This is a genomic window from Rossellomorea sp. NPDC071047, assembly GCF_050270195.1.
GTDB lineage: Bacteria > Bacillota > Bacilli > Bacillales > Bacillaceae_B > Rossellomorea.
In genome coordinates, this window is sequence record NZ_JBNNJT010000001.1 from 1068950 (window position 1) to 1094810 (window position 25861).

24 protein-coding genes and 3 other annotated features are annotated in these 25861 nt (G+C 39.3%); of the genes, 11 read left to right on the top strand and 13 right to left on the bottom strand.

Going from position 1 to position 25861, the window contains the following annotated elements; all coding sequences use genetic code 11:
• Nucleotides 1-3 precede the first annotated feature (3 nt).
• From ACQKFO_RS05625 to ACQKFO_RS05635, 3 genes are all read right to left on the bottom strand, one after another.
• The gene (locus tag ACQKFO_RS05625; protein WP_427597342.1) at nt 4-1302 is read right to left on the bottom strand and encodes an arsenic transporter; all 1299 of its coding nucleotides are present in this window, start codon (nt 1300-1302) and stop codon (nt 4-6) included.
• Nucleotides 1303-1316: 14 nt separating this feature from the next.
• The gene (locus ACQKFO_RS05630) at nt 1317-1661 is read right to left on the bottom strand and encodes an ArsR/SmtB family transcription factor (RefSeq protein ID WP_427597343.1); all 345 of its coding nucleotides are present in this window, start codon (nt 1659-1661) and stop codon (nt 1317-1319) included.
• A gap of 231 nt (nt 1662-1892) precedes the next feature.
• Nucleotides 1893-3374, bottom strand: coding sequence for a SulP family inorganic anion transporter (locus ACQKFO_RS05635; RefSeq protein WP_427597344.1), 1482 nt, complete (start codon nt 3372-3374; stop codon nt 1893-1895).
• Nucleotides 3375-3642: 268 nt separating this feature from the next.
• Between ACQKFO_RS05635 and ACQKFO_RS05640 the strand changes: the two genes are divergently transcribed.
• Both ACQKFO_RS05640 and ACQKFO_RS05645 read left to right on the top strand, forming a co-directional pair.
• Complete coding sequence (locus tag ACQKFO_RS05640) at nt 3643-4059, top strand: universal stress protein (RefSeq protein ID WP_427597345.1); 417 nt, start codon at nt 3643-3645, stop codon at nt 4057-4059.
• A gap of 13 nt (nt 4060-4072) precedes the next feature.
• Entirely contained in the window at nt 4073-4753 is a 681-nt protein-coding gene (locus ACQKFO_RS05645) for a GDSL-type esterase/lipase family protein (protein ID WP_427597346.1), read from the top strand.
• A 94-nt stretch (nt 4754-4847) separates the two neighbouring features.
• Here ACQKFO_RS05645 and ACQKFO_RS05650 read toward each other — a convergent pair whose 3' ends face one another.
• A complete protein-coding gene (locus ACQKFO_RS05650) occupies nt 4848-6329 on the bottom strand; it encodes an esterase/lipase family protein (RefSeq protein WP_427597347.1) in 1482 nt (493 codons plus the stop codon).
• A 251-nt stretch (nt 6330-6580) separates the two neighbouring features.
• Here ACQKFO_RS05650 and ACQKFO_RS05655 point away from each other — a divergent pair, with 251 nt between their 5' ends.
• The 3 genes from ACQKFO_RS05655 (at nt 6581) to ACQKFO_RS05665 (ending at nt 10046) form a co-directional block, all read left to right on the top strand.
• Entirely contained in the window at nt 6581-8359 is a 1779-nt protein-coding gene (locus tag ACQKFO_RS05655; RefSeq protein WP_427597348.1) for a dihydroorotate dehydrogenase, read from the top strand.
• 174 nt (nt 8360-8533) lie between these two features.
• On the top strand, nt 8534-8842 hold the full coding sequence (locus ACQKFO_RS05660) for a PadR family transcriptional regulator (RefSeq protein WP_427597349.1): 309 nt from the start codon (nt 8534-8536) through the stop codon (nt 8840-8842).
• Nucleotides 8814-10046 carry a chromate transporter gene (locus tag ACQKFO_RS05665; RefSeq protein WP_427597350.1) on the top strand — a complete coding sequence of 411 codons (1233 nt, stop codon included), beginning with the start codon at nt 8814-8816 and terminating at the stop codon, nt 10044-10046. Before ACQKFO_RS05660 ends, ACQKFO_RS05665 begins: the two co-directional genes overlap by 29 nt.
• 128 nt (nt 10047-10174) lie before the next feature.
• Here ACQKFO_RS05665 and pssA read toward each other — a convergent pair whose 3' ends face one another.
• Nucleotides 10175-10849 (bottom strand): CDP-diacylglycerol--serine O-phosphatidyltransferase, encoded by a 675-nt coding sequence (gene pssA, locus ACQKFO_RS05670; protein WP_427597351.1) that lies wholly within the window; start codon nt 10847-10849, stop codon nt 10175-10177.
• A gap of 177 nt (nt 10850-11026) precedes the next feature.
• Here pssA and ACQKFO_RS05675 point away from each other — a divergent pair, with 177 nt between their 5' ends.
• From ACQKFO_RS05675 to ACQKFO_RS05690, 4 genes are all read left to right on the top strand, one after another.
• A complete protein-coding gene (locus tag ACQKFO_RS05675; protein ID WP_427597352.1) occupies nt 11027-11494 on the top strand; it encodes a DUF2062 domain-containing protein in 468 nt (155 codons plus the stop codon).
• A gap of 237 nt (nt 11495-11731) precedes the next feature.
• Nucleotides 11732-11956 (top strand): hypothetical protein, encoded by a 225-nt coding sequence (locus ACQKFO_RS05680; RefSeq protein WP_427597353.1) that lies wholly within the window; start codon nt 11732-11734, stop codon nt 11954-11956.
• 211 nt (nt 11957-12167) lie between these two features.
• Nucleotides 12168-12377, top strand: a binding site (T-box leader).
• 93 nt (nt 12378-12470) lie between these two features.
• Complete coding sequence (locus tag ACQKFO_RS05685; RefSeq protein ID WP_427597354.1) at nt 12471-14198, top strand: aromatic amino acid hydroxylase; 1728 nt, start codon at nt 12471-12473, stop codon at nt 14196-14198.
• The gene (locus ACQKFO_RS05690; RefSeq protein WP_427597355.1) at nt 14195-14488 is read left to right on the top strand and encodes a 4a-hydroxytetrahydrobiopterin dehydratase; all 294 of its coding nucleotides are present in this window, start codon (nt 14195-14197) and stop codon (nt 14486-14488) included. The genes ACQKFO_RS05685 and ACQKFO_RS05690 overlap by 4 nt, the downstream gene beginning before the upstream one ends.
• A 68-nt stretch (nt 14489-14556) precedes the next feature.
• Here ACQKFO_RS05690 and ACQKFO_RS05695 read toward each other — a convergent pair whose 3' ends face one another.
• The 6 genes from ACQKFO_RS05695 to ACQKFO_RS05720 form a co-directional block, all read right to left on the bottom strand.
• Nucleotides 14557-15033: a GNAT family N-acetyltransferase gene (locus tag ACQKFO_RS05695; RefSeq protein WP_427597357.1), complete on the bottom strand. Its 477-nt coding sequence runs from the start codon at nt 15031-15033 to the stop codon at nt 14557-14559.
• Between the two features lie 42 nt (nt 15034-15075).
• Nucleotides 15076-15804, bottom strand: a complete 729-nt coding sequence (gene pyrH / locus ACQKFO_RS05700; RefSeq protein ID WP_427597358.1) for a UMP kinase — start codon at nt 15802-15804, stop codon at nt 15076-15078.
• 205 nt (nt 15805-16009) lie between these two features.
• The gene (thrS, locus tag ACQKFO_RS05705) at nt 16010-17224 is read right to left on the bottom strand and encodes a threonine--tRNA ligase (RefSeq protein WP_427597359.1); all 1215 of its coding nucleotides are present in this window, start codon (nt 17222-17224) and stop codon (nt 16010-16012) included.
• Nucleotides 17225-17275: 51 nt separating this feature from the next.
• Nucleotides 17276-17498 (bottom strand) — a binding site (T-box leader).
• A 33-nt stretch (nt 17499-17531) separates the two neighbouring features.
• Nucleotides 17532-17753: a binding site (T-box leader), on the bottom strand.
• A 71-nt stretch (nt 17754-17824) separates the two neighbouring features.
• Nucleotides 17825-18646 (bottom strand): undecaprenyl-diphosphate phosphatase, encoded by an 822-nt coding sequence (locus tag ACQKFO_RS05710; RefSeq protein ID WP_427597360.1) that lies wholly within the window; start codon nt 18644-18646, stop codon nt 17825-17827.
• Nucleotides 18647-18691: 45 nt separating this feature from the next.
• Complete coding sequence (locus tag ACQKFO_RS05715; RefSeq protein ID WP_427597361.1) at nt 18692-19003, bottom strand: hypothetical protein; 312 nt, start codon at nt 19001-19003, stop codon at nt 18692-18694.
• A 207-nt stretch (nt 19004-19210) separates the two neighbouring features.
• Nucleotides 19211-20113, bottom strand: a complete 903-nt coding sequence (locus ACQKFO_RS05720; protein WP_427597363.1) for a YitT family protein — start codon at nt 20111-20113, stop codon at nt 19211-19213.
• Nucleotides 20114-20523: 410 nt separating this feature from the next.
• Here ACQKFO_RS05720 and ACQKFO_RS05725 point away from each other — a divergent pair, with 410 nt between their 5' ends.
• Together ACQKFO_RS05725 and ACQKFO_RS05730 are read left to right on the top strand one after the other, a co-directional pair.
• Nucleotides 20524-21795, top strand: coding sequence for an ATP-binding protein (locus ACQKFO_RS05725; RefSeq protein ID WP_427597364.1), 1272 nt, complete (start codon nt 20524-20526; stop codon nt 21793-21795).
• 113 nt (nt 21796-21908) lie between these two features.
• On the top strand, nt 21909-22271 hold the full coding sequence (locus ACQKFO_RS05730; protein WP_427597365.1) for a hypothetical protein: 363 nt from the start codon (nt 21909-21911) through the stop codon (nt 22269-22271).
• A gap of 92 nt (nt 22272-22363) precedes the next feature.
• On the opposite strand, the gene ACQKFO_RS05735 is transcribed toward ACQKFO_RS05730, so the two are convergent.
• Nucleotides 22364-24220, bottom strand: coding sequence for an LTA synthase family protein (locus tag ACQKFO_RS05735; protein ID WP_427597366.1), 1857 nt, complete (start codon nt 24218-24220; stop codon nt 22364-22366).
• The gene (locus tag ACQKFO_RS05740) at nt 24217-25827 is read right to left on the bottom strand and encodes an aminotransferase class V-fold PLP-dependent enzyme (protein ID WP_427597367.1); all 1611 of its coding nucleotides are present in this window, start codon (nt 25825-25827) and stop codon (nt 24217-24219) included. The genes ACQKFO_RS05735 and ACQKFO_RS05740 overlap by 4 nt, the downstream gene beginning before the upstream one ends.
• Nucleotides 25828-25861: the final 34 nt, after the last annotated feature.

Consider the following 25861-nt stretch of genomic DNA (forward strand, 5'->3'; position numbering starts at 1 on the left):
GTTTTAAGATATGATCATTAGCCAGATATATAAACCAATAAGGGTAATGAGTAATGTTGGTACGGTTAAAATAATTCCCGTTTTAAAATATTGCCCCCATGAGATTTTCACGCCTTTTAATGATAAAACGTGTAACCATAAGAGGGTTGCCAATGAACCAATCGGGGTGATCTTCGGACCAAGATCAGAACCTATGACATTGGAATAAATAAGGGACTCCCGAATGACTCCTGTAGTGTTCGTATCCATAATCGCAATTGCATCGATCATAACGGTCGGCATATTGTTCATGACCGATGACAGTATCGCTGCAATGAACCCCATGGAAATCGTAGCGACGAAAAGTCCTTGATCAGCAGCCACTTGGATAACATCAGTTAACACATTCGTCAGTCCTACATTACGCAAACCATACACTACCACGTACATTCCAATCGAGAAGAATACAATCGCCCATGGAGCACCTTTAATGACCGTTTTCGTGTTGACAGCTGAGCTTCTCCTAGCCATCAATAAGAAGAAAATCGATACAATGCCTGCGATAATCGATACAGGAATGTGCAGTGATTCACTGATAAAGTAACCAACAAGCAAGATACCAAGTACAATCCAGGATAACTTAAACATGCGCTGATCTTTAATCGCTTCAATAGGCTTCTTTAGCTGGCTGGCATCATAGTTCTTTGGAATGCTTTTTCTAAAGAACAGATACAGTACCAAGATGCTTGCAAACAATGAGAAGAAGTTGGGAATGATCATTCTTGATGCATATTCCACAAACCCGATGTCAAAGAAATCGGCTGACACAATGTTCACAAGGTTACTGACGACAAGCGGTAATGAAGTCGTGTCGGCAATGAATCCACTTGCCATGATAAATGGAAAAACCATTTTTTCTTCAAAATTCAAGTTTCTCACCATTGCCAAAACAATCGGAGTCAATATCAACGCAGCTCCATCATTCGCAAAAAATGCTGCGACAACCGCTCCTAATAGGGAAACATACACAAACATTTTGACGCCATTCCCTTTTGCTGCCCTCGCCATATGTAGAGCAGACCATTCGAAGAATCCAATTTCATCCAGGATTAAAGAGATAATGATAATAGCAATAAATGCTAAAGTCGCATTCCAGACTATTCCTGTCACAGCCACAACATCCTGGAAGTCAACGACCCCTACAATCAAAGCAAGGATCGCTCCTCCACAAGCAGACCAGCCAATGGACAATCCTTTAGGCTGCCAAATCACAAGTACCAATGTGGCCACAAAAATCATGGTAGCTAAAATTACTGATAACACAGGGAACCCTCCTCCTAATTACAAGAAATACGTAATCCTTGCTTTTCTAATGCTGTTAATCGATCATCCTGATTAGGCAAGTGTTCCAACAAGCTTTGAACAAACGGATACGCATCACTTTCTTTGTTTAGAGAGTAAAAGACCCATTGACCCCTTCTTAGTTCCCTTACAAGTCCTGCATCTTTCAACTTACGAACATGCTGCGAAATGGCAGGCTGACTCATTTTGAAAATCTCGACAAACTCACACACACAACAGTCATTTGATTCTAATAGTTTCACCATAGTAAGACGGGTTTTATCCCCTAGAAGCTTTAACATTGTTGCGGCCCTTTCAATATCAACTTTTGATTTAAGCATGTAAACACCTCCTCAAACACTTATATTATTAGCTTATTATTATTTACTTATATAATAAGAAAAAACCTTTCAAAAGGCTCTCATATAAGTCCTTGCTTATATAATAAAATACTTATATGCTTATTTCAACCTTTTTATAAAAAATTCTTTGGTCTATTGGCCCCTAATGTAAAAATACGTATAAATAGAAAAGTCCTTGATCACTTGACCAAGGACTTTTCAGATTCTTACTTAATGATTAACGGCTTTATCTAATCCACCGGGCTTTTTATGCACAGCCAATTTGTCAATTAATTTATTACTTTCAGTATTCAGACCAATCAGGTTTACTTTCACGCCATTCTGATGGTACTTGATAACGATTTTATCAATCGCTCCCACTGCAGAATCATCCCATAAATGTGTGTGAGTTAAATCCAGCGTAACTTCCTTCACATCTTCATTGAAATTAAAGCTTTCAACAAATTCCGTAACAGAAGCAAAGAACAATTGACCTGACACACGGTATACCTTTTTATGAGTTTCTTCAGAAGCCATCGTGGTAATCTTCACTTTTGATATTTTGGAAGCGAAGAATATAGCGCTTAAGATAATCCCGACTAGAACACCTTTAGATAAATCATGAGTAAACAATACAGTGACAACTGTTGCAATCATAACAAGAGAGTCTGTAATCGGAGTTTTGTGTAAGTTCTTCACTGAAGACCAATCAAATGTCCCAACGGATACCATGATCATGACTCCAACCAAAGCCGCCATTGGAATTTGAACCAAGAAATCATTGAGCAATAGGATTAAAGTCATCAAGAATGTACCGGCCACAAATGCTGATAAACGTCCTCGTCCGCCTGACTTAACATTAATAACAGATTGTCCGATCATCGCACAACCGGCCATTCCACCGAAAAGACCAGATACAATATTCGCAATCCCTTGACCTTTTGCTTCTTTATTTTTATCACTTGTCGTATCTGTCATATCATCAACAATAGACGCAGTTAACAGAGACTCAACTAACCCTACAATTGCAATCGATAATGAATATGGGAAAATGATTTGCAATGTCTCGAAGTTAAATGGAATATCAGGAATCAAGAAGATTGGTAAGGCTTGAGTAAGCTCCCCCATATCTCCTACTGTACGTACTCCACTTCCTGTCAGCACCGCGAAAATTGTTACAGCGATAATTGCCACCAATGGTGATGGAACTGCTTTTGTAAAGCGGGGTAAAATATATATGATCCCCAAGGCACCAGCCACCATAGCATACATGATCCACGATTCACCAACAAAGTGTGGTAACTGTGAAGTGAAAATCAAGATGGCAAGGGCGTTCACAAATCCAACCATAACGGAACGTGGTACAAATTTCATTAAGCGGCCTAGTTTAAGGACACCCATGATAATTTGAATCACACCTGTTAAGATGGTCGCTGCTAACAGATACTGTAAACCATGATCTGCGACCAACGTCACCATGACCAGTGCTGTAGCACCGGTTGCAGCAGAAATCATTCCCGGACGACCGCCTACAAACGCAATCACTACTGCAATACAGAAGGAAGCATATAATCCTATCATTGGATCGACACCTGCGATAATAGAAAACGCAATTGCTTCAGGGATCAATGCCATAGCCACAACTAAACCGGCAAACACATCTCCACGGATATTACCAAACCACTCATATTTAATTTTTTGACTTAAACTCATAATGCACCTCTTCCTGTTTATTTATGACTTTCAACTCTCATGAAAGTCGGGACCGTTTAACACAAGGGACATTATATAATGGATGATTTAATTTGTGAAACGGTTATGAAAGCGCAAACATAACAATTTAACTTTCATTTACTCTTAATTTCACTGATAATCTGCATCATTTCAAAAACATGTAAATAAATCTTAAGGTTTTGTAGAGGAAATTGAATAATAATATAGAACTAAATACTAAACGCTATCATCGGATGGAGGAAAAGCATTGTTCAAACATATTCTTCTAGCAACAGACGGATCTGAACACTCTCTAAGGGCAGGAGAAAAAGCGATTGCTCTAGCAAGATGCCATGAAAGCTCTAAAATAGATATTGTATACGTTGTAGATGGGAAGCAATCCAAGGAAGATGTTCTCCACCATTGGGGACTGGATGCAACAGATAAACGGAAGCAGAAACTGCAAATGATAGAACAAAAAGCCAAGCATGAAGGCATCGACTATGAGATTATCTTTTTACACGGAGAACCGGGGCCAACCATTGTTGAGCATGCAAACAAAAACAACTTCGATGCAGTAGTCATTGGAAGCCGGGGATTAAATGTGTTTCAGGAAATGGTCTTGGGAAGCGTAAGCCATAAAGTTGCAAAGAGGGCTAAATGCCCAGTGATGATCGTGAAATAAAGGAGGGCATCCCATGAAAATCGGACTTATTGGAGATAGTTTAACTGAAGGCAGACCGGGGGTATCATTCGTTTCATTTCTTCAAAAAAAGTTTCCAAATTATCTTTTTGACAATCTTGGAAAACCTGGTGAAACTGTTAAGAGTTTAAATAACCGTCTCACTAATAACCCTTTACAAAAAAACTATGACCTTACATTTCTCTGGATCGGCGTGAACGATGTATACTCCAAGCTGTTAAAAATTCAGTCTCAGCCAGTTGTAAAAGATCATGATGAGTTTAAAGATTATTATCGAAACATACTAAAGAACATTTCTTCCTCAACCCGATACACCATCGCGGTTTCTCCAGCTATAATCGGTGAGCGTCTCGATAACGAATTCAACATGGAATTAAAGGAACTATCTTTCATAATACAATTCATCACGGGCAACAATCCCTCCATCCATTTTCTCAATATGCAAGAGGTTTTCCTTCAACATTTATCCACTGGCGACAGCAGCAATTTTATCAACACCAGCATCTTTAGCATCATGAAAGATGCTCTTTTTTATAAGAGTCCTCCCCGAATTGACCATCTTTCTAATAAACGGGGATTGAAGTATACAATAGATGGTATTCATTTAAATAGTCACGGCGCCATGATCGTTGCTGAAATATACGGAGAGTATGTTGAAGAATTGCTTCAACCTTAAAAAGGCCTATCCGTCAAGGATTGGCCCCTTAACATTTTAATTCACTTTCAAAATATGAGAAGCTCACTCCTCTCCCAATGAATTCCAACCTATACTATTGTCCAAAAACCTCCCCTGAAGCATCAACATAAATGGTTTTAATGAAGGTTCTTTGGAACACCGTTTTGTCCTTGCTTCCTTCTACATCAATGGTCACATTATAAACTCCTTCTCCAAGCTTCGGGAGCTTTAATGAGCCATTCTTTGTTTTCACCTTACTATTCTTCAACCTACCATTCTTGTAATATTCAATGGTCATGTCTGGTTTAAGCTTTACCTTACTGTCTTCTGATTTCAAGCTGATTTCATCCTGAGCTAAATTGATACTAAATGCATCGTTCGTAGCGCTTTCATAAGAAACGTATAAGAGATAGTTTTCTTCTGAAGACGTTGATGCTTCAACCGTCCACTGCCCTGGTACCGGATCCTGAACGGTAACCGTATGGTGAAACGCACCGTTAAAGTATTCACTTTCATCCTTATTCACCTTGAAGATTGAATTTACTTTCTTACCAGGATCTTTTAGTATCAACTGTGACGAAGGGCTATTGCTGATCCAATCAAATGTTACGGCCTTAGCTCCATGTTCAACTAATACCTTTTCTTGTTTCTTCCCACTATATTCTCCTCCTCTAACAAAAGAGGCCGCGTTCTCTGCAACATTCGAATCGACCATACTTTGAGATTCGATGCCTGACGTATTGGTCGCTTCATTCAAATAATTTTTGAAAATATTAAATGTAGATGAACCTTCCTTGATGGTCGAGTGATTCCAATCCCCCACTCTCAGCTCTGTTCCATAGGGAAGTCTTGAGTTGGTGACCGTAACGGCTCCATCGTTGCTGCCATAAGCCCTGAGGTACAATCCTCCCCAATATAATGAGCTTCCGAAGCTTCCCCATTTTGTACCGCCAAACGTATAGATTGGATTTTTATTTACATTCTGATGATGATCCGTCTCAGAGCGGAAATAACTCATATACCCTGTTTGCAATGAGTAGGTGGCATCATTCTTACTTCCCAGAATGCCTGTCAACCACCCTGCCCAGCTGCTATATGCAAGATCTGCCAGTTGGGAACCATAATGTGGCGTGGAAAGAGTGATCACCCTTGAGACATACGGATAGGCACCATAGTGTACAAGTGCTGATTGTGTATCGATGCCCCCTTTACTATGAGCCACAATCACTACCTTTTCACCGTAGTAATGATATATGTCGCTAATTTTCTGGGCCAGGAGGGCACCATTATCCCACATATTCTTTGTTGGATACAGATCGATAAAAGCGGTTTCATAACCATTCTGAAAGGCAGTATCGTACATGTTATTCTCATTCCACCATGTGTTGGAAGAGCTATTTAGTCCATGAACAAAGAGAATTGGATGTTTGGAAGGGGCTACATACGTGGGAGTTGTACCTACATACCACTGCCCGGGAACTCCAGAAGGATCATCCTTACCAAATGAACCGGCCTGGCTCCAGGACGGCAGCAATAAAAATAGTGTGAAAACAGCCATACAAATCTTTTTAATCATACACTCTCTCCTTTTTCGTTGAAATAAACCTGTAAAGTATATCTTCGTATTTTATGATATATAACCGGCTTAACAGAATACGGGAGGAATGAACTATAAAAAATTCACAAGCGTGTCCTTTTTGTAATTATGTCAATATTACTTCCAACGAATTTTTCATAAACACTAACTAATGCTCAATTTTCACTATCCGTTCTTTTTAATTACCTGTTAAAATAATGGTATTACTTATAAATCGAGAGGAATGTACTATGCCTGATTGGTCCTACCACGGAATATTCAAACCCGTTTTATCCAAACTCCCTGCTTACGTGTCGAGAGAGATTATACATAGAGGAATGAGTACGATCGCTTCCCTCCCCCTGGGTCCTAATATCATCCATTTCTTAGGAAGAGAAGAGTGCTCCCCTCTCCTTTATCAACAAATCAAACGGATGGAATTTACTAATCCTGTTGGTCTCTCCGGTAAAATTGATCCCTTACTTACAGGTACATCTGCCTTTGTTCATTTGGGGTTTGGTTTTATTGAAATTGGTCCTGTAACTTTACATACTTCATCAGAATCTGCATACCCTGATGCGTATCATAATGAGCAGCGTATACAGTTCTCGGATCCTCTTGAATCTATTGGGTTAAAGAGGACTCTTGAGAAATTAAAGAAGATTAGAAAAAAACAGCCCTTCATCATACGACTGTCGGGGACACCCCAGGAAATATCTATTATGATGGAAAAATTAGATGAACTTTCAGATGGTTATATTGTTGAAGGTGAAGAAATCCCCGCTACTATAAATAGTGACAAACCGATTTTCATCTCAAATCCAACGTTAGAACTTCTATACCAATTAAGCGGTGAGGATATTACAGGAATCGTTGTAGAAGAAAATGATATCAATATCCTCCTTTCAACTGTTCGCTCATACAAAAAAGAAATTCCTTCTCTTTCAATCATCACTTCAGGTGGAGTTCGTGAACCAGGTCAGGCTCTATCTCTACTAAGTGCGGGTGCAGACCTCCTTCTTCTTTCAGATGCTTATGTCTTTTCGGGTCCGGGTTTAACCAAACGAATTAACGAAGCATTACTGGATGATTTGAACGATCAATTACCTCCTTCCAATGGATGGAAATCTTACTGGTATTTTGGTTTATTTATTTTTATAGGGGGACTCTTAGCCTTCCTTTTTAGTTTAACGTCGGTAATTCTGCCATATGATGAACTTTACTTGGGGATGAAAAGGGAATCGATTGCTGGATTCAACGACCGGATTGTAAAATTTATGGCTCATGATCGGATGACGTTAGCAGGTACAATGATTTCTGGAGGGATAGTGTATATGCAGCTCTCCTTCCATGGTGTCAAAAGAGGTCTCCTATGGGCCAAACGATCAATAGACATTGCCGCCATTACAGGATTTCTGGGAATTTTCTTATTTATAGGGTATGGCTATTTTGACTGGCTTCATCTTTTATTTTGGGTCGTTTTGCTACCCTTTTACGTATATGGCTGGATTCATACAAGGGAGATAAATGGAACTCCCTCATCTGGAAATCGAAGAAATCATACTATATGGATGCAATCCCTGTATGGTCAGCTTGCATTTGTTGTACTTGGATTTTCGTTTGTTCTTGGAGGTCTTGTCATTTCTTACTTAGGGATTACTTCTGTTTTTGTTCCGACTGATCTCCTATACCTCTGTATGCCACCTGAAATTCTTCATGAGTTCAACCAGAATCTCATTCCCGTTATTGCACATGATCGAGCGGGGTTCGGCAGCGCTTTACTAAGTGTCGGATTACTGGTCTTAACTCTCTCACTTTGGGGCTTTCAGCAAGGAAACAAGTGGGTTTGGCGGACCCTTCTGATAGGGGGGCTTCCTGCCTTTATATCGGGGATATATATTCATTTTGCTATCGGGTATACCTCTTTTATCCATCTTCTGCCTGCCTACTTTGCCATTGGATTATTTTTGATTGGCTTAGTCAAAACCTATTCATTTTTTTATAAAGATAGGGATGATGATGAACGTTAGCTGTATCCTCAGTGGATATGGCTTTTTTACATTCGTAAGTACCTCTTGTTAAGAGTTTGTAAATTTGCCGTCAAACCTTTGGAATCAGTATATTTTCATGCTATAGTCTTTTTATGAAATTCCGATATCGACTTTCGATATTGGATTTCGATTTGAATATTGGGAGGTGTTCCATTGGAAGACAAAGTATTACGGAAACTTTTTCTGGGGTTTATACAGATCCATATACTCCATCATGCCAAAGAAGAGCCTATTTATGGTACATGGATGTTAGAGGAATTAAGAGAACATGGCTACAGCATAAGCTCGGGTACAATGTACCCTATTCTTCACTCAATGGAGACTGATGGACTACTAAAGAAAGAAGAGAAAAACGTGGACGGCAAGATCAGGAAGTATTATTCGACTACAGATAAAGGCAATAAAGTACTCAGTGAAGCACGTGATAAAGCCTATGAGCTATTTAAAGAAATCAAAGACTAACAAAGAAGGTGAAAAAACATTGAAAACATCAAGAAATTTAAAGTCCCTGATTGAAATCCTGTTTATTTCAACAAGATTAGGGCTTACATCGTTCGGTGGGCCTGTTGCCCATCTAGGATACTTTCATGAAGAATATGTTCGCAGAAGAAAATGGATGGATGAGAAAAGTTACGCAGATCTGGTTGCTCTTTGCCAATTTCTCCCTGGTCCTGCTAGCTCTCAAGTTGGAATGGGCATTGGGATCATGCGGGCAGGAGTGCTTGGAGGAATTGTTTCATTTTTAGGCTTTACACTCCCCTCTGTCGTTGCATTGATTCTTTTCGCCATCATTCTTCAAGGATTGGATGTGGCAGATGCCGGGTGGATACACGGGTTAAAGATTGTCGCAGTTGCAGTCGTTGCTCATGCTATTTTAGGAATGGCGAAAAAGTTGACGCCTGATTTAAAACGAAAAGCGATTGCATTGTTTGCTTTAGTGGTCATATTATTATGGCAAACAGCGTTTTCACAAATTGGGATCATTCTTCTTTCAGCTTTCATTGGATTTTTACTCTTTAAACAACATAAACCCGACGATGAAGCCCGAATTGACTTCCCGATTTCTCGTAGATTCGCATTGATTTGTTTAGTTATATTCTTCGGTTTACTATTTCTTCTTCCGTTTTTGAGGGAATTGACATCCCTTGAATGGATCGCTTTATTCGATAGCTTTTACCGTTCCGGGTCATTGGTTTTTGGTGGAGGTCATGTTGTCTTGCCTCTGCTTGAACGGGAGTTTGTTCCTACCGGATGGTTAACGGAAGAAGCGTTTTTGGCAGGGTATGGTGCAGCCCAGGCGGTTCCAGGCCCACTCTTCACCTTTGCAGCCTATATTGGTGCTGTGATTAATGGGTGGCAAGGCGGATTGCTAGCGACTTTCGCGATTTTCCTTCCAGCCTTTCTACTCATTTTAGGGACGCTTCCATTCTGGGATTCCCTCCGTAGGAATCCTAAGATAAAAGGCGCGCTGATGGGAGTCAATGCCGCTGTGGTTGGAATTCTGATTGCAGCGTTTTACCACCCGCTATGGACCTCATCCATTCTTGCTCCAATGGATTTTGCCTTTGCTGCGGTTTTGTTTAGCATGCTGGTGTTTTGGAAACTACCACCTTGGATCGTCGTGGTGACTGGCGCAGTGGGTGGACTCGTTATGGGTTTTATTTAATTCTTTAAGTTGACTGAGTTAGGGACCTGTTCCCTGGCTTTTTTGATATTATGGTTTTTTTCAGGAGAAGTTTTTGCACAGTGGAAAATAAAAATGATCCGGGCTATGAAAGCCCGGATCATTTATTTTCATCTTTTTATAAATCGATACGCCAGATATGCGATATACAGGGGTGTAGCAATGTAAATCAAATAGGGAAACTGCTCATAAGTCCCTTTATAGATGACAAATAATAATGCTCCGATAAAGAGAGTCACGATCGTTCCGTACTTCGGTAAAGGCACTTCCTTGAGACTTGGAATTCGTATACGACTCACCATGAGAAAACACATTGCTGTGAAAATGACCGTTGTTACGATATTCGGTATAAAATCTCCGAACAGTGTAAGGATCGCCAGGATCCCCCCTGCTGCCGTAATCGGTACCCCCACGAAATAATGTAGAGACGATTTCGGCGGACTGGTATTGAATCTTGCCAGGCGATAAGCTCCGAATAACGGAAATAACCCTGCCACGATAAAACCTAATAATCCAAATTGAAAGAAATATGTATAATACACAAGAAAAGAAGGTGCGACTCCAAACGTAACAATATCGGCTAATGAATCCAGTTCCTTTCCTAATACACTATCCGCTTGCAGCATCCTCGCCAGTCTGCCGTCCATGCTATCAAGCATCATGCCGATAATAATAAGAATCGCTGCGTTTTTAAATTGTCCGCTAGCGGCAAACCCAATCGATAAGAAACCGCAATACAGATTTCCCAACGTGACCATGTTGGGTATTTTTTTCGTTAGTTTCATCTTTTATCCTCACTCTACCAAAAATTCTATTACTTCTAGGATACCATGTTACAGATTTTCTTAAAGAAATCTAATAAAAAAACTTCTAGAAACCTTATGAAATATTATATTTAAAAACAGAAAGTTGACCATACTATTTACTATGTATGAAAGTAAACGATAATTGGTGTTGATTTCATGATTAGAAAAAAGCTTCGTGAATGTAAATGTCTTACTCTTAAAATATTGCGTCTCAAAGACAACTCTCATAGTATTGCATTAGGATTCACGGTTGGATTATTAATCAATTTCGTTCCCTCTTTTGGAATAGGTCCATTCATTTCCACAGCGATTGCAAAGGTGTTTAAAGGGAATTCTTTTGCTGGATTAGTAGGAGGCGTCTCCTTGATTTGGGCTTTCCCTTTTTTCTTCTATTTGAATCTTGTTGTAGGATATCTCTTCTACCCCATTGATGTAATCCATCCGTCCATAGATTACTCCAGTGAAGCAGTAGATGTAGGGATGCAATTAGGGAAAGCATTCTTTATCGGGATGTTTATCAATCTCCCCATTTTCGGTATCCTCACGTATTTCATCATGAATTCCATACTTAGAAAATACCGGGAGACGATGCTAACGTATGTGTATAAGAAGTGGAACTTATAGTTTATTCCACTTTGTCTTTAACAATGGAGGTCCTGGTATTCCCCACGAAAAAAATATTTGTTCCTTTAACTCCCCTTTTTATTTAGAAATCATGAAACTCTTTTATGTTTTTATTCGTATATTCTTCTATAAAGATTCTATCTTAACATTACCACACTATATACTAATCCACCTCGTGTTTTGTTATAATTTAACTATTAAGTAACGAATACGATTTGGAGAAAAAGGAGGAATGTCATGACTGGAACCATTGCTGTTATTATGATTTTTTCGATACCCATCCTCGGAATCATAACGGACCATTTCCAAAAACAATCCAAGCTAAAACAAAAAATGGTAGAAGACCAACTCGAACTGGAAAAACTGAAACACGAAAATTTTGTGATCGAAACCCAGAAAATGAGATTGGAATTGGAACAGATGAAGCTTCAGGATCACCAGGAAAAAACACAAATTCTATAACGAATAGCGCCAGGACTTCCTGGCGTTTTTTATTTGTGAGGCTATCTTTATAAACATTCACTTTAGTATTATTTCCGAGATATTCTTTTAATTGAAATAACCAACATCATTACTCATTTTTACATACACATCATATATCCAATAAAAAATCTCCTTGACTTTAACGCTTAAAAGCGTTTAAGATATAAAGCATTATGATCATACATATTCGTGAAGAGCTGTGATGGATTTGAAGTAGTGATCTCCTCCCTGTTATAGAGAGCTAGTGGTGCTGGGAACTAGTACATAGGAAAATCATGAATTACGTTTCTTGAGCTTCTTGTTCTGTAGTGGAACAAGACGGTTATTGTCCGTTATCAATTCGAGTGGTAGGCAATTAGCTTACAACAAGGGTGGTACCGCGATCTTTTTCGTCCCTGCTGATTTTTTCAGCAGGGATTTTTTGTATGCATCTACTTTCATGCATAAAAGCGTTTAAGCGCTAAACAACATCTTGAAATAAGGAGAATTTAATATGAACCATACCATTCCAAGTCATTTACGCCAATTTGTAGCTGAACAGCACTATCATTCATACACCCCTATCGATCATGCCGTCTGGCGTTATGTGATGAGACAGAATCATCACTTCCTGGAAGATACCGCACATGAAGCTTTCACTGAAGGATTAAAAGCCTCCGGTATTAACATACACGAAATTCCTAAGGTAAGTGATATGAACCGACACTTAGCGAAAATTGGTTGGGGGGCTGCAATTGTAGACGGTTTGATCCCTGGTACAGCGTTCTTTGATTTCCAAGCTCACGGTATTCTTCCAATAGCAACGGATATTCGTCAAAAATCGAATATTGAATATACACCTGCTCCTGATATATTGCATGAAGCAGCCGGACACGCTCCCATTCTGTTTGATGAGACCTATTCCCGATTTGTAAAGATAATCGGCAATATCGGAGCGAACGCTTTTGCCACTGAAGAAGAACACAAAGCATTTGAAGCAACCAGGCATTTATCCATTGTGATGGAGGATCCAAACTCCACAGAGAAAGAAATTGAAGAAGCAAAGCAGGTATTAATTGAAAAGCAAGAGGCCGTTTCCGGTCTATCTGAAGCAGAACAAATTTCACGAATCTTTTGGTGGACGGTGGAATTCGGTTTAATCGGTGATTTTCATCAACCGAAGATCTTCGGTGCAGGACTGCTTTCATCGGTTGGAGAAAGCAAGCACTGTTTATCAAGTGAAGTGATCAAAAGGCCGTTCTCCATCGAAGACGCCATCCATACCAGCTATGATGTTACCTCCATGCAGACTCAATTATTTGTTTGTGAAAGTTTTGAACAACTCATTGAAGAAGTCGAGAAATTCGGAGAGACGATGGCTTTCCGAAAAGGTGGAACAGGAGCTATAGATAAAGCCATTGATTCTAATCAACTTGCACATATCGAATACAATTCAGGAATACAAGTCACAGGCATCTTTAAAGAAGTCATAAAAAATGAGCATGGTGAGGCTATCTACGTCAAAACCGCAGGGCCTACTTCACTTTCCATCCAAAACGAGCAACTGCATCATCACGGGACAGATCATCACGCTGATGGCTTCGGTGCACCAATTGGGACCCTTCAGGATGGCACCATTCTTGAGAACCAGACCGAAGCGGATTTAAGAAAGCTTGGCATTGAGATGAATAAAATAATGCAGATAACGTTTGATGGTGGGATTGAAGTTTCTGGACATGTGACGAATCTTGTCTTTCACCAGCATCATCTTGTTCTCATATCAATTGATGAATGTATGGTGACTTTGGGTGACCTTGTATTATTCCACCCTTCTTGGGGAACATACGATTTGGCAGTAGGCAGTGAAATCGTCTCAGCACGGCCACATGCGGCAGATTATGATGCTTTCTTCGGGGACACCCCTCTTATTAAAGAAGAGGATTTCGGGTATCGTGAACTTACACCATTGGACAGCCTCTTCAAAGAGGTCAGGGAACTGAGAGAAGTAGCCTTTTCCGGAGATCTTATTCATAGTATAGTAGGCAAGCTGAATGAGGATTTCCCTGAAGAGTGGCTGCTTAGACTTGAAATTATTGAACTTCTACAGATTCACAAGCCAGAATCACAGTTAAAGGAAGAACTTCTAAAAGATTTATTTGTTTTAAGTAAGCAGGATCGGTTTGCACGTCTTATTCAAAATGGTCTTGATGTCATTTTTGGTAGGAAAGGAGTTACAATATGAGGAAGTTAAGTGAAACTGCCATTGCTCAAAATCTTAAAACTCTTGAGAAATGGCGCTTAAAAGAAGAGAAATGGATTGAACGGCGCTATCGATTCAAGGATTACCTTGAAGGAATACGGTTTGTCAACAAAATGGCAGAGGCAGCCGAGGAAATGAATCATCATCCTTTTATAACGATTCAATACAAATTGGTTATTGTAGAGTTGACCTCTTGGAATGAAAATGGCCTCACGGTTTTGGACTTTGATGTGGCCCACAGGTATGAAAAGTTCTATAAGGAAATGGTGTAAACAAAAGAGACGGCCACACGTGGCTGTCTCTTATGCTCAATGGAGTTTATCTTTCCATTATGCTATCCCTATCCTCTTTTACTAAGGGAATAATTCATTTTGATAAATTCATAACGACTTCCATTTGTTTCTTGAATGAATGTTCCTATAGGAACGAACCCTACTTTCTTATACACCTTGATCGCACGATTATTGAAGGCGGCTACAGACAAAGTCAAGTTTTCCGGAGCATACCTTGTGATCGAGAAATCAACACCAGCCTTGGTGAACGCCTCACCTTTTCCTTTTCCTGTAAGATTCGGGTGCATGCCTAAACCGATATCAATAGTCGACTCATTTAATACATTAAATGTGTAAAAACCAATCATTTCCCCATGGTGAAGGACAGCATAGGTTGAGTTTCCACGTTGCTCTCCATCTATGAATTCCGCCAAATCCTCTTCATCCGCTGTAAGATCATAAAATGCAAATTCCCCATCATATTTCCAGTTGTAGGCAATATGCTCAGCTTGCTCCTGAGTTATGATTTGAAAAGAATAATCCATCTTTAGCTCCCCCATCTATATTTATGTAAACGAAATGTCCATTCAAAGTCTCGTCTCTTCGTGATTAATCAGTGTTCCACGTTTCTGACCGGAGCATATTTTCTCCATGATTCCTGCCTGGTCGAAGTTAAATATGTGTACAGGGAGTTTGTAGTCCCTTGCTAACAGCAGAGCTGATTGATCCATAACTTTAATATTATTCGTTACCACGTCATCATAATTTAAATTGTGGTACATCTTCGCCTTTTTATCCCGTTTTGGGTCGCTCGTGAAAACACCATCGACCCCCTGCTTTGCTACCAGGATGGCCTCACTATTCGTTTCGATGGCTCTTTGAACGCTTGGGTAATCCGTCGTTACGAAGGGTTGACCGTTTCCTCCACCAAAAATAACAATATATCCTTTGTCAAGATGGTGAACGGCGCGAAGGCGAATATATGGTTCGGCTACCGTTGAAACAGGAATAGAAGTCATCACTCGAACTTCTTTGTCGGTCTTACTTTTCAACACACCTCTAAGCATCAAACTGTTGATGATGGTTCCGAGAGTTCCAATACTATCCGCTTCTACACGTTCTATTCCCCATGTATCTGCCAGGCTTCCTCGAAATATATTGCCACCGCCCACAACTATGGAAACTTCAATCCCCATATTGACGATCGACATGATTTCGCCTGCAATGTGATTAAGCTCTTCAGTGCCAAAGTTATTTCCTTCCTTATCCGCCAACGCTCCACCACTTAATTTAATTAACACACGCTTGTATCTCATCTATTTTCCTCCCCTGGACATAAAAAAAGAACTAAAAAGGAAATGAATACCCTTTTAGTTCTTTTTATAGGAGAAGAAATGCTGAAATATAATTGACGATTGATGAACATTCCTTCTCCTCCTCTCGCACTATTCAGAATTTTCCTTCTCTAATTGTATAGAAAATACAGGAAATGGTCAAGTGTACTTTTTAGTTTGTGTTTGTCTAACTATTCAAGCCGTTTAGCTCTTCTTGTAATTTCAACATAACTTCTTTTACCTTCAACATACCTACGTTTCCTTCCTTCCTTTTACGTAACGAAATAGTATCACTCTCGACCTCCTTGTCTCCTATTACCATCATATAAGGAACTTTTTGCATCTCTGCTTCTCTGATTTTCAGACCGACTTTTTCAACACGATCATCGACTTCTACCCTAAACCCTTCTCTTTCCAATTGAAACTTCACACCTTGAGCATATTGGAAATGCGCTTTGGAAATCGGAAGGATTTTGACCTGGTAAGGAGCTAACCAAAGTGGAAAATCTCCACCGAAATGTTCAATGATGATTGCCATAAAGCGTTCGATCGAACCGTAAATCGCTCGATGAATCATAATCGGTTTGACTGTCCCATTGTCTTCTCCAATATATTCACACTCAAATTTTTCAGGCATTTGGAAATCAAGTTGCACTGTTCCACATTGCCAGCTTCGACCAATAACGTCCAATATATGAAAATCTATTTTTGGTCCGTAGAAAGCACCATCCCCTTTATTAATATGATAATTGACTCCTCTTTCTTTTAATACACCTTCCAAATCTCCTTCAGCTTTATCCCATAATGCAACGGAGCCCATAAAATCTTTAGGACGAGTCGAAAGCTCAACCTTATAGTCAAACCCGAATTTGCTATAGAAAAGATCGATAAGATCCAATACTTTATGAAGCTCCGACCGAATCTGATCTTCCCTGACAAATAGATGAGCGTCATCCTGAGTGAAGGAACGGACCCTCAATAGTCCGCTTAATGAACCCGATAGCTCATGTCGATGAACTAATCCCAATTCACCGTAACGAAGGGGTAATTCCCGATAACTTCTTCTCTTGCTTTTATAGATCAAGACAGCCCCTGGACAACTCATTGGCTTGATCGCATATTTCTGATCATCTACCTCTGAGAAATACATATTCTCATGGTAATGATCCCAGTGACCTGACTTTTCCCATAGCTCCTGCTTCATCATAATGGGAGTTCTAATCTCCTGGTATCCTGCTTTCCGATGCTCTTTCTTCCAAAAGTCTTCTAATTCATTACGTAATAGCATCCCTTTCGGTAAATAAAAGGGCATTCCCGGCGCTTCCTCCATCGATACAAATAACTCCAGCTCCTGACCTAATTTCCTGTGATTTCTTTTATCCACTTCAGATTGAACTGACATATTGTTTCCTCCTAATCATTTTTTATATAGAAAAAACCGCATTCATCCCTGGCAAGGGACGAATGCGGTCGTGGTACCACCCTAATTCCGAAGTGCTAAACAAAAGCTCTCCGCTCAAAGTTGATAACGGTTTTCCCGATTATGGATACTGACTTTTCACCATAATAGCTCCGAGGTGGTAAATCATTTCCTTTTCTTCAGGGCTCTCAGCCTATAGACCCTGTTCTCTGGTTAGAAAATAGCAAATGATTCGTGTCCTCTTCATCACTTTTTTATTCAATTAATAAAAGACCGCACCCATCCCTAACCAAGGGACGAGTGCGGTCGTGGTTCCACCCTAATTCAGAAGTGTAAAATATTACTCTTCGCTTAAGTAAGATAACGGTTTTCCCGATTATGGATACTCAAATTTCACCATAATAGCTCCGAGGTGGTAAATCATTCTTTTCTCTTCAGGGCTCTCAGCCTGCGACCCTGTTCTCTGATCAAGATAAAAAGGAATGAATCATGTCCTCTTCTTTGCTTTCGTATAGTATATTCAACTTAAAAGAAATTTGTTATTGAAATTATATGGTAGTATTTTCTAACTGTCAAGAGTGATTAAATAAAAACAAGAAAAATAATCGCGACTAGAATAAGTCGGTAGATCGCAAAAGGAATTAGCTTGATTTTATTAATTATCTTCAGAAAAAAATGTATCGACAAATAAGCAAATACAAATGCACTTAAGAATCCCACCGATAAAAATGGTAAAAACTCAGGGGTGAAATACATCCAGTTCTTCATAAGAGAAAGCGAACTTGCACCCAGCATTATCGGAACCGCCATTATGAAGGTGAAATCCGATGCTGCCCGGTAGCTTAATCCAAGTAAAACCCCCCCCGAAATGGTGGATCCTGACCGCGAAAAACCCGGCCATAATGATAGGCACTGAATAAGCCCGATCACCAGCGCTTTTTTATGCGTCATCTGATCGACGTTTTCCACTGTAACGCTTTTGGGACGAAACAAATCGGCTGCAATCATGAGGAAAGCACCGATCGTTAAACCAGCGAGAACTGTATTAAGCGAAAAAAGATGCTCGTCGATATAATCCTCAAATAACAAGCCTAGAATCACTGCAGGAATTAATCCAGCCAGTATGTGGGTTATTTTTAAATTGGACGATTTACTTGCGTTACGTTGATTAAATCCGAGTAAATCTTTAAATCTCTCTCTAAATACAATGACAACTGCTAAAATTGAGCCTAGTTGGATCACAACTTTGAACGTATTTGCCGGATATTTACCCAATACTTCTTTCGATTGGATCCATAAATCGTCTACTACAATCATATGGCCGGTGGAAGATACAGGAGCAAACTCCGTTAACCCTTCAACCATTCCCAATATGAATGCTTTTATTAACATGATGACTTCCATTTACATTTCTCCTCTTATCGTTTGATCATACTGTGTATATGACAGTCATGAAAGATAGTTGGAGTGATATTTCACGATGACCCCAAACCCGGTTGAATCCCCACGATATTGGGAATTTAGTCCGTCATCGAAAAGTGTGGGAGGAATTAGAGGCAGAACTCTTTTAAAAGGAGCTCTGCTTTTATCTTCTATTTTCTTCTTTATTATAGAAGAAGTTAATGAGAAAGAATCATCGTCAAGTTCAGCCATATGAGCTTGATCCTGAATGACTTCATCTTCCCAGTGAGCCTGAACATCGTTTATCTGCTGGAAAAATCCAAAAGAGCAAAATAGCACAAGCAACATGATTTCCTTCACTCTTCTTCCCCCCTCTCGTGATAATCTAGCTAATCATACTATAACCGACAGGGGACGACAATAAGGAATTGTAAGCTACTGAACAGTCAATTCCAATGAATCATCAGCCTGAATTTTCACGATAATAGCCAAATTTATTGATTTTCAGATACAAATCAATAAAAAGCACAGTAAAGGGCTTCCCTCTACCGCGCTTTCCTCTTACGTCTAATGAATATCTTTCTTCTTAAATCTTCCACCTCTTACCTCTGCTATATCCGCAATGGCTAGAAAGGCGGACGGATCATGTTCTGCAACGATGTCTTTCAGTTTCGCTTCCTCCAGACGAGTGATGACACAGAATATCACTTTCTTATCATCTCCTGAAAAAGCCCCCTCTCCCTTCAAATAGGTCACTCCTCTCCCCAGACGGTGTAAGAGGGCATCACCGATTTCCTTGTAATTTTCACTTATGATCCAAACCGATTTGGATTCATCCAGACCTTTAATGGTAATATCTATCATTTTAAAAGCTACGTAATAGGCAAGAAGTGAATACATGGCTCTATCCCAGCTAAATACAAATCCGGCAGAAGCCAAAATGAACAGATTGACGAACATGATGATTTCACCGACAGAGAATGGCAGCTTTTTACTTGATAAAATAGCAAGGATTTCCGTGCCATCAAGAGATCCACCGTAACGAATGACCATACCCACCCCTATTCCTAGAACGATCCCGCCGAATAAAGAAGCCAGCAGAATGTCTTGGGTGAAGGCAGCTACGGGGTGAAGAAAAGTAGTTGAAATCGATAGTATGATAATTCCGTATAGAGTAGAGAATGCGAAGGTTTTACCGATTTGTTTATATCCGATGAAGAAAAAGGGGATGTTAAGGATAAAGATGAAAAGACCAAGCTTAACGCCTGTAATATGGGAGAGCATAATCGAGACACCAACGATTCCTCCATCAATCACCTGGTTCGGAACTAGAAATATTTCAAGTCCAACCGCCATGATCATCGCCCCGATGGTGATGAGAACAGCTCTTTTCACTACCTCTTTAAGGGGAATCTTCTTATGCTTTATTTTAACTTGCTGCAATTGATTTATTACCTGTCCATCAATCATCTTCATTCCTCCTCCAAAGATAAACATCCCGCGACAACTACTGAACTCATCTCACTGGAATCAAAATGATCTATGTAACATACACAAAACCAATCCATCAAGGCCCATAAAAACCGGCTTGTATAACTTATATATTCTATCATCACCTTCAAAATACCTGCTTATAGTGAGGGACGGACCTCTAAATGAGCACCTTCCACCTTTCTTTGATATAACGAATACCTTGTTTTAATCATGATAATCAAGTTATCTAACCATTTTAACATTAATAAATTCCAGGTCCGTCCCTCAGATAATTAAATTTGACTCAAAGGGTAAAATAAAGTATTTTTAATACTTGTATATTCATATTTTGGATAGGCTGGAACTGATTTCTGTTTCCAGGTAAATTAGGTTTTGGAGGCTTTTCTTTGATTACATTAATCAAAACTTTGTTGGTCAATATTACAATCTTGTTGTCATTTACATATAATGCTAACGTATTATTTCCATTTAAAGAAAAACAAGTTCCACATTTTAAACATAAAATCACATATGGTCTGATTGCATCCTTTGGGGCTTTATTGTGTATGCTTTATCCTATTGAAACCCTTGGAAAAACTCATTTTGACTTACGAATGATCGCCATTTTAATAGCAACGATCTACGCCGGATTATTATCAGGATCGATCGTTTTAGGTTGTGTGATCATTTTCCGCTATTTGATAGGCGGTCCTTATGTCATGGTTGGAATAGCAGTCTCGGTCCTTGCGTTTGTAATAGGTATTCTCTTTCGTAAGATGTTATTAAAGACACAATATAAATTACTGGGGAGTACGATCATCTTCCTGTTTCATTCATTGTTTTACATCACGATTATCAATAGCTTTATCCCTATTCTTCATTTGCAGTTTTATTTCATTTATTTCACTGTTTTCTATTTTACTTTTGTGGCTTTGGTGTTCATTATTGAACATTTGATTCACACGAACAGACAAATCGAAGAAATGATGTATCTCGACAAATTGAATATGGTGGGACAGATGGCGGCTTCTATTGCCCATGAGATTCGCAATCCCCTTGCAACCGTAAGAGGATTCATACAGCATCTAAGCGAGGACACTGAGGATGAACAGTTTAAAAGGTATTCCCCTCTTATACTGAATGAATTAGATCGTACGAATAAAATCATCACAGACTACCTTAGCGTAGCAAGACCAAGTGAATTTCAGCTGTCTACACTCAACCTGGAAAGAGTGCTACAGGACTGTGTCGACTTACTAAGACCATTTGCCTCCTATTCGAATACATCGATACTATTCAACCAAAATGACACCCATTATATTAAGGGTGATGAGCATCATATGAAGCAAGCGATTATGAACGTCATAAAAAACGGAATTGAATCCATTGAGGAACATGGGGAAATCACCATTTTATTAAAAGAAGACTCTTCCAGGGACAATGTGGTAATCAATATTTCAGACACGGGAAAAGGAATGAACGGGGATGAGTTGAAAAAGATCGGTTTACCTTTTTACACCACGAAAACAAAGGGCACCGGGCTTGGAAGCATGGTGACGAATAAGATTATCCGTGAAATGGGTGGAATGATTGAGTACGAAAGTGAGTTGAATAAGGGTACCGTCGTGAAAATTCGTCTACCCCTTACAACCAAACAATCATCGTCACCAAAAGCTTAGGGTATTGTATCCTGAGCTTTTTTATTGGAATAACCTCATCTCCCTTAATCTATGATACACTTGATTTATCAAGATTTTCCAGGGCTCTACAACCTGATGGGAGGCTAAATACAATGAGCAAAAGAGGGACATTCCTATTTCTAATAGGTCTAATCGTAACACTTTGCATTATAACCATTCTCAATAAGCCGACAGAAAAAGATTTTACCCTATGGCTGCAAGAAGAATACAATATTGATTGCAATAAAGACTGCTCTATCATTGAATTGGAAAGTGGGAATGGGAACATTACAGAGAGGATTAAGCTTGCAGATGGAAACGGAGCCTATTCTCCTGGACTATTTACATTACGTATAAACAGACACTACATGAGCCTAAATGACCCGAAACGCCTATTAAGTTTAGAAGTGATCGGCTTTAATGGAAGATTCTATGAAATGAATTCTGAAATAGATCTTACAGGAAATCGAGAATGAATTAGAATGACTTAAGTTTACATAATAATATTATCGATGATTATATACGAATGACTAAACCCGACTCTTTAGTAGAGCCGGGTTTTCTTCATCTAATCTAAGAACCTCAACAAATCTCCGTAAATAATATCATCAGACATGCCTAACTCTTTTCTTACGATTTCTTTAAACGGCTCACATACTGATTCAGAAGTCGATGCTTCAGTTGTATCATAGCAAACATTGTCTTTAAAGACATACTTTTCAGTTACAAAGTCACCATCCCTGAAAATAACAGGATGATCTTCTTTCCGAGTGAAGAGATTATGTCCAAATGAAAGATTATCCTTCGTTTTAATCCCTAATAAATGGAGAATGGTTGGACGAATATCGATTTCTCCCCCTATCGTCTCGATCGTTTTACCCTTTTCACCAGGCACATGGATAATGAGTGGAACTTGTTGAAGTTTCACATGATTTACCGGAGTGTCTTCCTGCCCTAATAGCTCGAACACTCCATTTTCATATTTTTCGGAGATGCCATAATGGTCTCCATATAGTACAAAAATTGTGTTTTCATACATTCCATTTTTCTTGAGCCTGTTAAACAATGATTTAATCGCTTCATCCTCATAACGTACGGTTGTTACGTAACGGTTCACAACATCCTCATTTGTTGAAGCCTCTGGAATAAGTTTATCCTCTTCTTCTAATAAAAAAGGAAAGTGATTGGTCAGTGTAATGAAACGGGTGTAAAACGGTTGAGGTAATTTCTCAAGATACGAAATGGATTGCTCAAAGAACGGGATATCCTTTAAACCGTAGTTAACAGAGTTTTCTTCCGTTACCGTGAAATCCCTTTTTGAAAAATAGCGGTTGTAGCCTAACGATTCGTACATCTTTTCACGATTCCAAAAAGTACGATCATTCCCATGGAAAACTGCCGCATAATAATCCTCTTTCTTTTCCAGGATGTGAGGCATGCTTTTATAACGATTATCCGGTTTGCGAACAAATGCTGAACCGCTTGCTAATGGGTATAACCCCGTATCGATCATGAATTCAGAATCTGACGTTTTCCCTTGAGCTGTCTGATCATAAATTTGATTGAAATAAAAGCTATCCTTGATTAAAGAATTTAAAAACGGTGTGATTTCTTCTCCGTTGACTTTTTGGTTGATGACAAAATTTTGGGTAGATTCCATACTGATCAATACAACATTTTTTCCGTCGGCAACACCGAACAAATCTGAGTTGTTATGTTTCTTGGATTGTGTATATTTAATGGACGCTTCTGTATCTGATTTACTGGCAAGCATCTTGGTGAAAGGTACCGTAGCTTCAACACCGATATCATATAAGTGATAATTGTATGGTCCCACTGATTTGACCAATTGCTCTCTGTCATATGATTCAGCAAATAAATATGGGGATTTCATCAGCCCTAATCCTACTGTTACAAGTAGTAACACTAGACTCAGCCCGATGTATGAAAGCTTCCACCTTCTTGAGACCTTTATGGAAGAGGTAGACGTCCACTTTTCCTTTAATAACCACCCTACAAGAAGAAAATCTACAATTAAGAGGAGGTCCCAGGGACTCATCAGTTCAAAGGTACTTGGTCCGATCCCCCCCACATTTTTAAACTGAAATAAAATCGGAACGGTAACGAAATCTGAATAAAATCGATAATATAATAGATCACCGTATAAAAGCCCGGTTGCAATCCCCATAGCAAGGATGACAACAGCGGGTTTTATTCTCTTTGAGAAGTAAAAACTGAAACCGATTAATAGCATTAATGAACCGAGAGGATTAAATATGATGAGTAATAAGTCCAAGAAGGATTCGATATGTAAATTAAACCCAATAAAAGAAACTAATACGGTTTTTAACCATAAGGTTACGAGTGCAAACCCAATTAATTTGTATGTCTTAAATCGAGTTATAAAACGGGATAATCTACTCATTTCACAACCCTTGAATCGACATTGCTTTGATATTCTTTGTTGAGTATTTTCATTGCTTCCAAAACCTTTCTTTCGTTTTGTCTTCCCATAAGTGCTACCTGCACCCAATTTCGCTTTACTAAATAGTCACTTTCATAACTTAATAAAATGCCTCTAGCTTTACATACATCACCAAACTGTCTACTACACTGTTCCCTCTCCAGTGCAATTGTAATCACACCTGGAGAATAGTTTTCATCCCCTAGTATATGAAATCCTCCTTGAGTTAACACACACCTTACTCTCAGAGCTAAATATTTATGAAACTCATACTCCATAAAATGCAGTGCCTCACTTAGCGCCCTTACTAGATTAGATGAGTGGGTATATGGGATACTTCCATTCACCTCATACACTCCCATATCTAGGTACCTTGGAATTGTGGGGCTGGGCTGTATTCCATCTCGATGAAATACAATGGCGAGGCCGGGATAAGAGCCTAAGCCCTTCCCACTTACCGTTGTGGCGAAGTACACTTCCTTAAAGTCCACTGGAATGGTCCCAACCGAACTGCAGGCATCGACGCATAGCTCCACTCCATACCTTTTGCACAGAGAAAGTAACCCTTTCAGGTCATACAAGTAGCCTGTCGACGTTTCACAATGAACCGTCCAAAGCCAATTAATATTTTGATTTTCCTGGAGTAAGCTTTCTACTTCGCCTAATGAAATTGCTTCATTCCAGTCCTTTTCGAACGTATGAAAATGTAAATCAAATCTGTTTGCATGATCAATCAACCTGTATCCAAATTCTCCGTTTGCAAGTATTAAGCCGCTGCCTGGCAGACATTTCAGCTGAGCTGCAACCATATCATTAGATAGGGTGCCCGTTCCCACTGCAACTTCTGCATAGTTTGCGTTTGTTATTTTGCATAATGATCTTCTTACTTCATCCATTTCATTAATAAACGCGTTGCTTCTATGAGAAGTGGCTTCCCCTTTGAACGCTTCTTCTACCTTTTCATGACGGGGAACCGGTCCAGGAAGGAAAGAAAGCGGAACTGAACTTTCTGTTTTGCGAATCATTAATCGCTGAAATGCTTTCGTCGAATTTTCGAAGCTATGACGGGTTAAATACATTGGCTGAAATTTCGCACCCTCCTCCCCCACTAGATCGGCAAAAGGCTGAAAACCGATTCGTTTATACAACTTTAGCTGACGAACCGTTCCTGAAATGAGAGCCATCGTATAACCTTTTTCCAAACAAAAGGATACTAAACGCTCACATAATTGATAAAAGACCCTCGTACTTCTATATGCATCTTTTACGGATAATAATCGAATTTCACATGGAACGGCATCAGCCGGCAAATATTCATTTAGATTTTTCAGTTTTAAATCCAAAGAGAAGGGACGCTTGGCACGAACCGCGATCATGCCCACCACTTCACCTTCATCTTTAGCAATAACATATGTATTTTCATCATGAAACTTATCAATCAGTTTGCGTTCTGGATTTCCTTCGTGTTGAGGTATTTCTTCTACAAAGGTCTGATAATTTAATGCATAGATTTGTTGAAACTCATTTGATTCACTTGCAATTTTATACTGAAGAGAAAGGTTTTCCATTCTCGTACCTCCTATGTATCCGCAGTTTACTTCA

Excerpts from the sequence above, each read along its gene's own strand:
- ACQKFO_RS05675 (WP_427597352.1), top strand. The coding sequence starts at position 11,027 with ATGATTAGAAAAAAGCTTCGTGAATGTAAATGTCTTACTCTTAAAATA.
- pyrH (WP_427597358.1), bottom strand. The coding sequence starts at position 15,804 with ATGAGATACAAGCGTGTGTTAATTAAATTAAGTGGTGGAGCGTTGGCG.
- ACQKFO_RS05690 (WP_427597355.1), top strand. The coding sequence starts at position 14,195 with ATGAGGAAGTTAAGTGAAACTGCCATTGCTCAAAATCTTAAAACTCTT.
- ACQKFO_RS05655 (WP_427597348.1), top strand. The coding sequence starts at position 6,581 with ATGCCTGATTGGTCCTACCACGGAATATTCAAACCCGTTTTATCCAAA.
- ACQKFO_RS05630 (WP_427597343.1), bottom strand. The coding sequence starts at position 1,661 with ATGCTTAAATCAAAAGTTGATATTGAAAGGGCCGCAACAATGTTAAAG.
- ACQKFO_RS05645 (WP_427597346.1), top strand. The coding sequence starts at position 4,073 with ATGAAAATCGGACTTATTGGAGATAGTTTAACTGAAGGCAGACCGGGG.
- thrS (WP_427597359.1), bottom strand. The coding sequence starts at position 17,224 with ATGTCAGTTCAATCTGAAGTGGATAAAAGAAATCACAGGAAATTAGGT.
- ACQKFO_RS05650 (WP_427597347.1), bottom strand. The coding sequence starts at position 6,329 with ATGATTAAAAAGATTTGTATGGCTGTTTTCACACTATTTTTATTGCTG.
- ACQKFO_RS05740 (WP_427597367.1), bottom strand. The coding sequence starts at position 25,827 with ATGGAAAACCTTTCTCTTCAGTATAAAATTGCAAGTGAATCAAATGAG.
- ACQKFO_RS05735 (WP_427597366.1), bottom strand. The coding sequence starts at position 24,220 with ATGAGTAGATTATCCCGTTTTATAACTCGATTTAAGACATACAAATTA.
- ACQKFO_RS05635 (WP_427597344.1), bottom strand. The coding sequence starts at position 3,374 with ATGAGTTTAAGTCAAAAAATTAAATATGAGTGGTTTGGTAATATCCGT.
- ACQKFO_RS05680 (WP_427597353.1), top strand. The coding sequence starts at position 11,732 with ATGACTGGAACCATTGCTGTTATTATGATTTTTTCGATACCCATCCTC.
- ACQKFO_RS05695 (WP_427597357.1), bottom strand. The coding sequence starts at position 15,033 with ATGGATTATTCTTTTCAAATCATAACTCAGGAGCAAGCTGAGCATATT.
- ACQKFO_RS05730 (WP_427597365.1), top strand. The coding sequence starts at position 21,909 with ATGAGCAAAAGAGGGACATTCCTATTTCTAATAGGTCTAATCGTAACA.
- ACQKFO_RS05685 (WP_427597354.1), top strand. The coding sequence starts at position 12,471 with ATGAACCATACCATTCCAAGTCATTTACGCCAATTTGTAGCTGAACAG.
- pssA (WP_427597351.1), bottom strand. The coding sequence starts at position 10,849 with ATGAAACTAACGAAAAAAATACCCAACATGGTCACGTTGGGAAATCTG.
- ACQKFO_RS05720 (WP_427597363.1), bottom strand. The coding sequence starts at position 20,113 with ATGATTGATGGACAGGTAATAAATCAATTGCAGCAAGTTAAAATAAAG.
- ACQKFO_RS05710 (WP_427597360.1), bottom strand. The coding sequence starts at position 18,646 with ATGGAAGTCATCATGTTAATAAAAGCATTCATATTGGGAATGGTTGAA.
- ACQKFO_RS05665 (WP_427597350.1), top strand. The coding sequence starts at position 8,814 with ATGAGCTATTTAAAGAAATCAAAGACTAACAAAGAAGGTGAAAAAACA.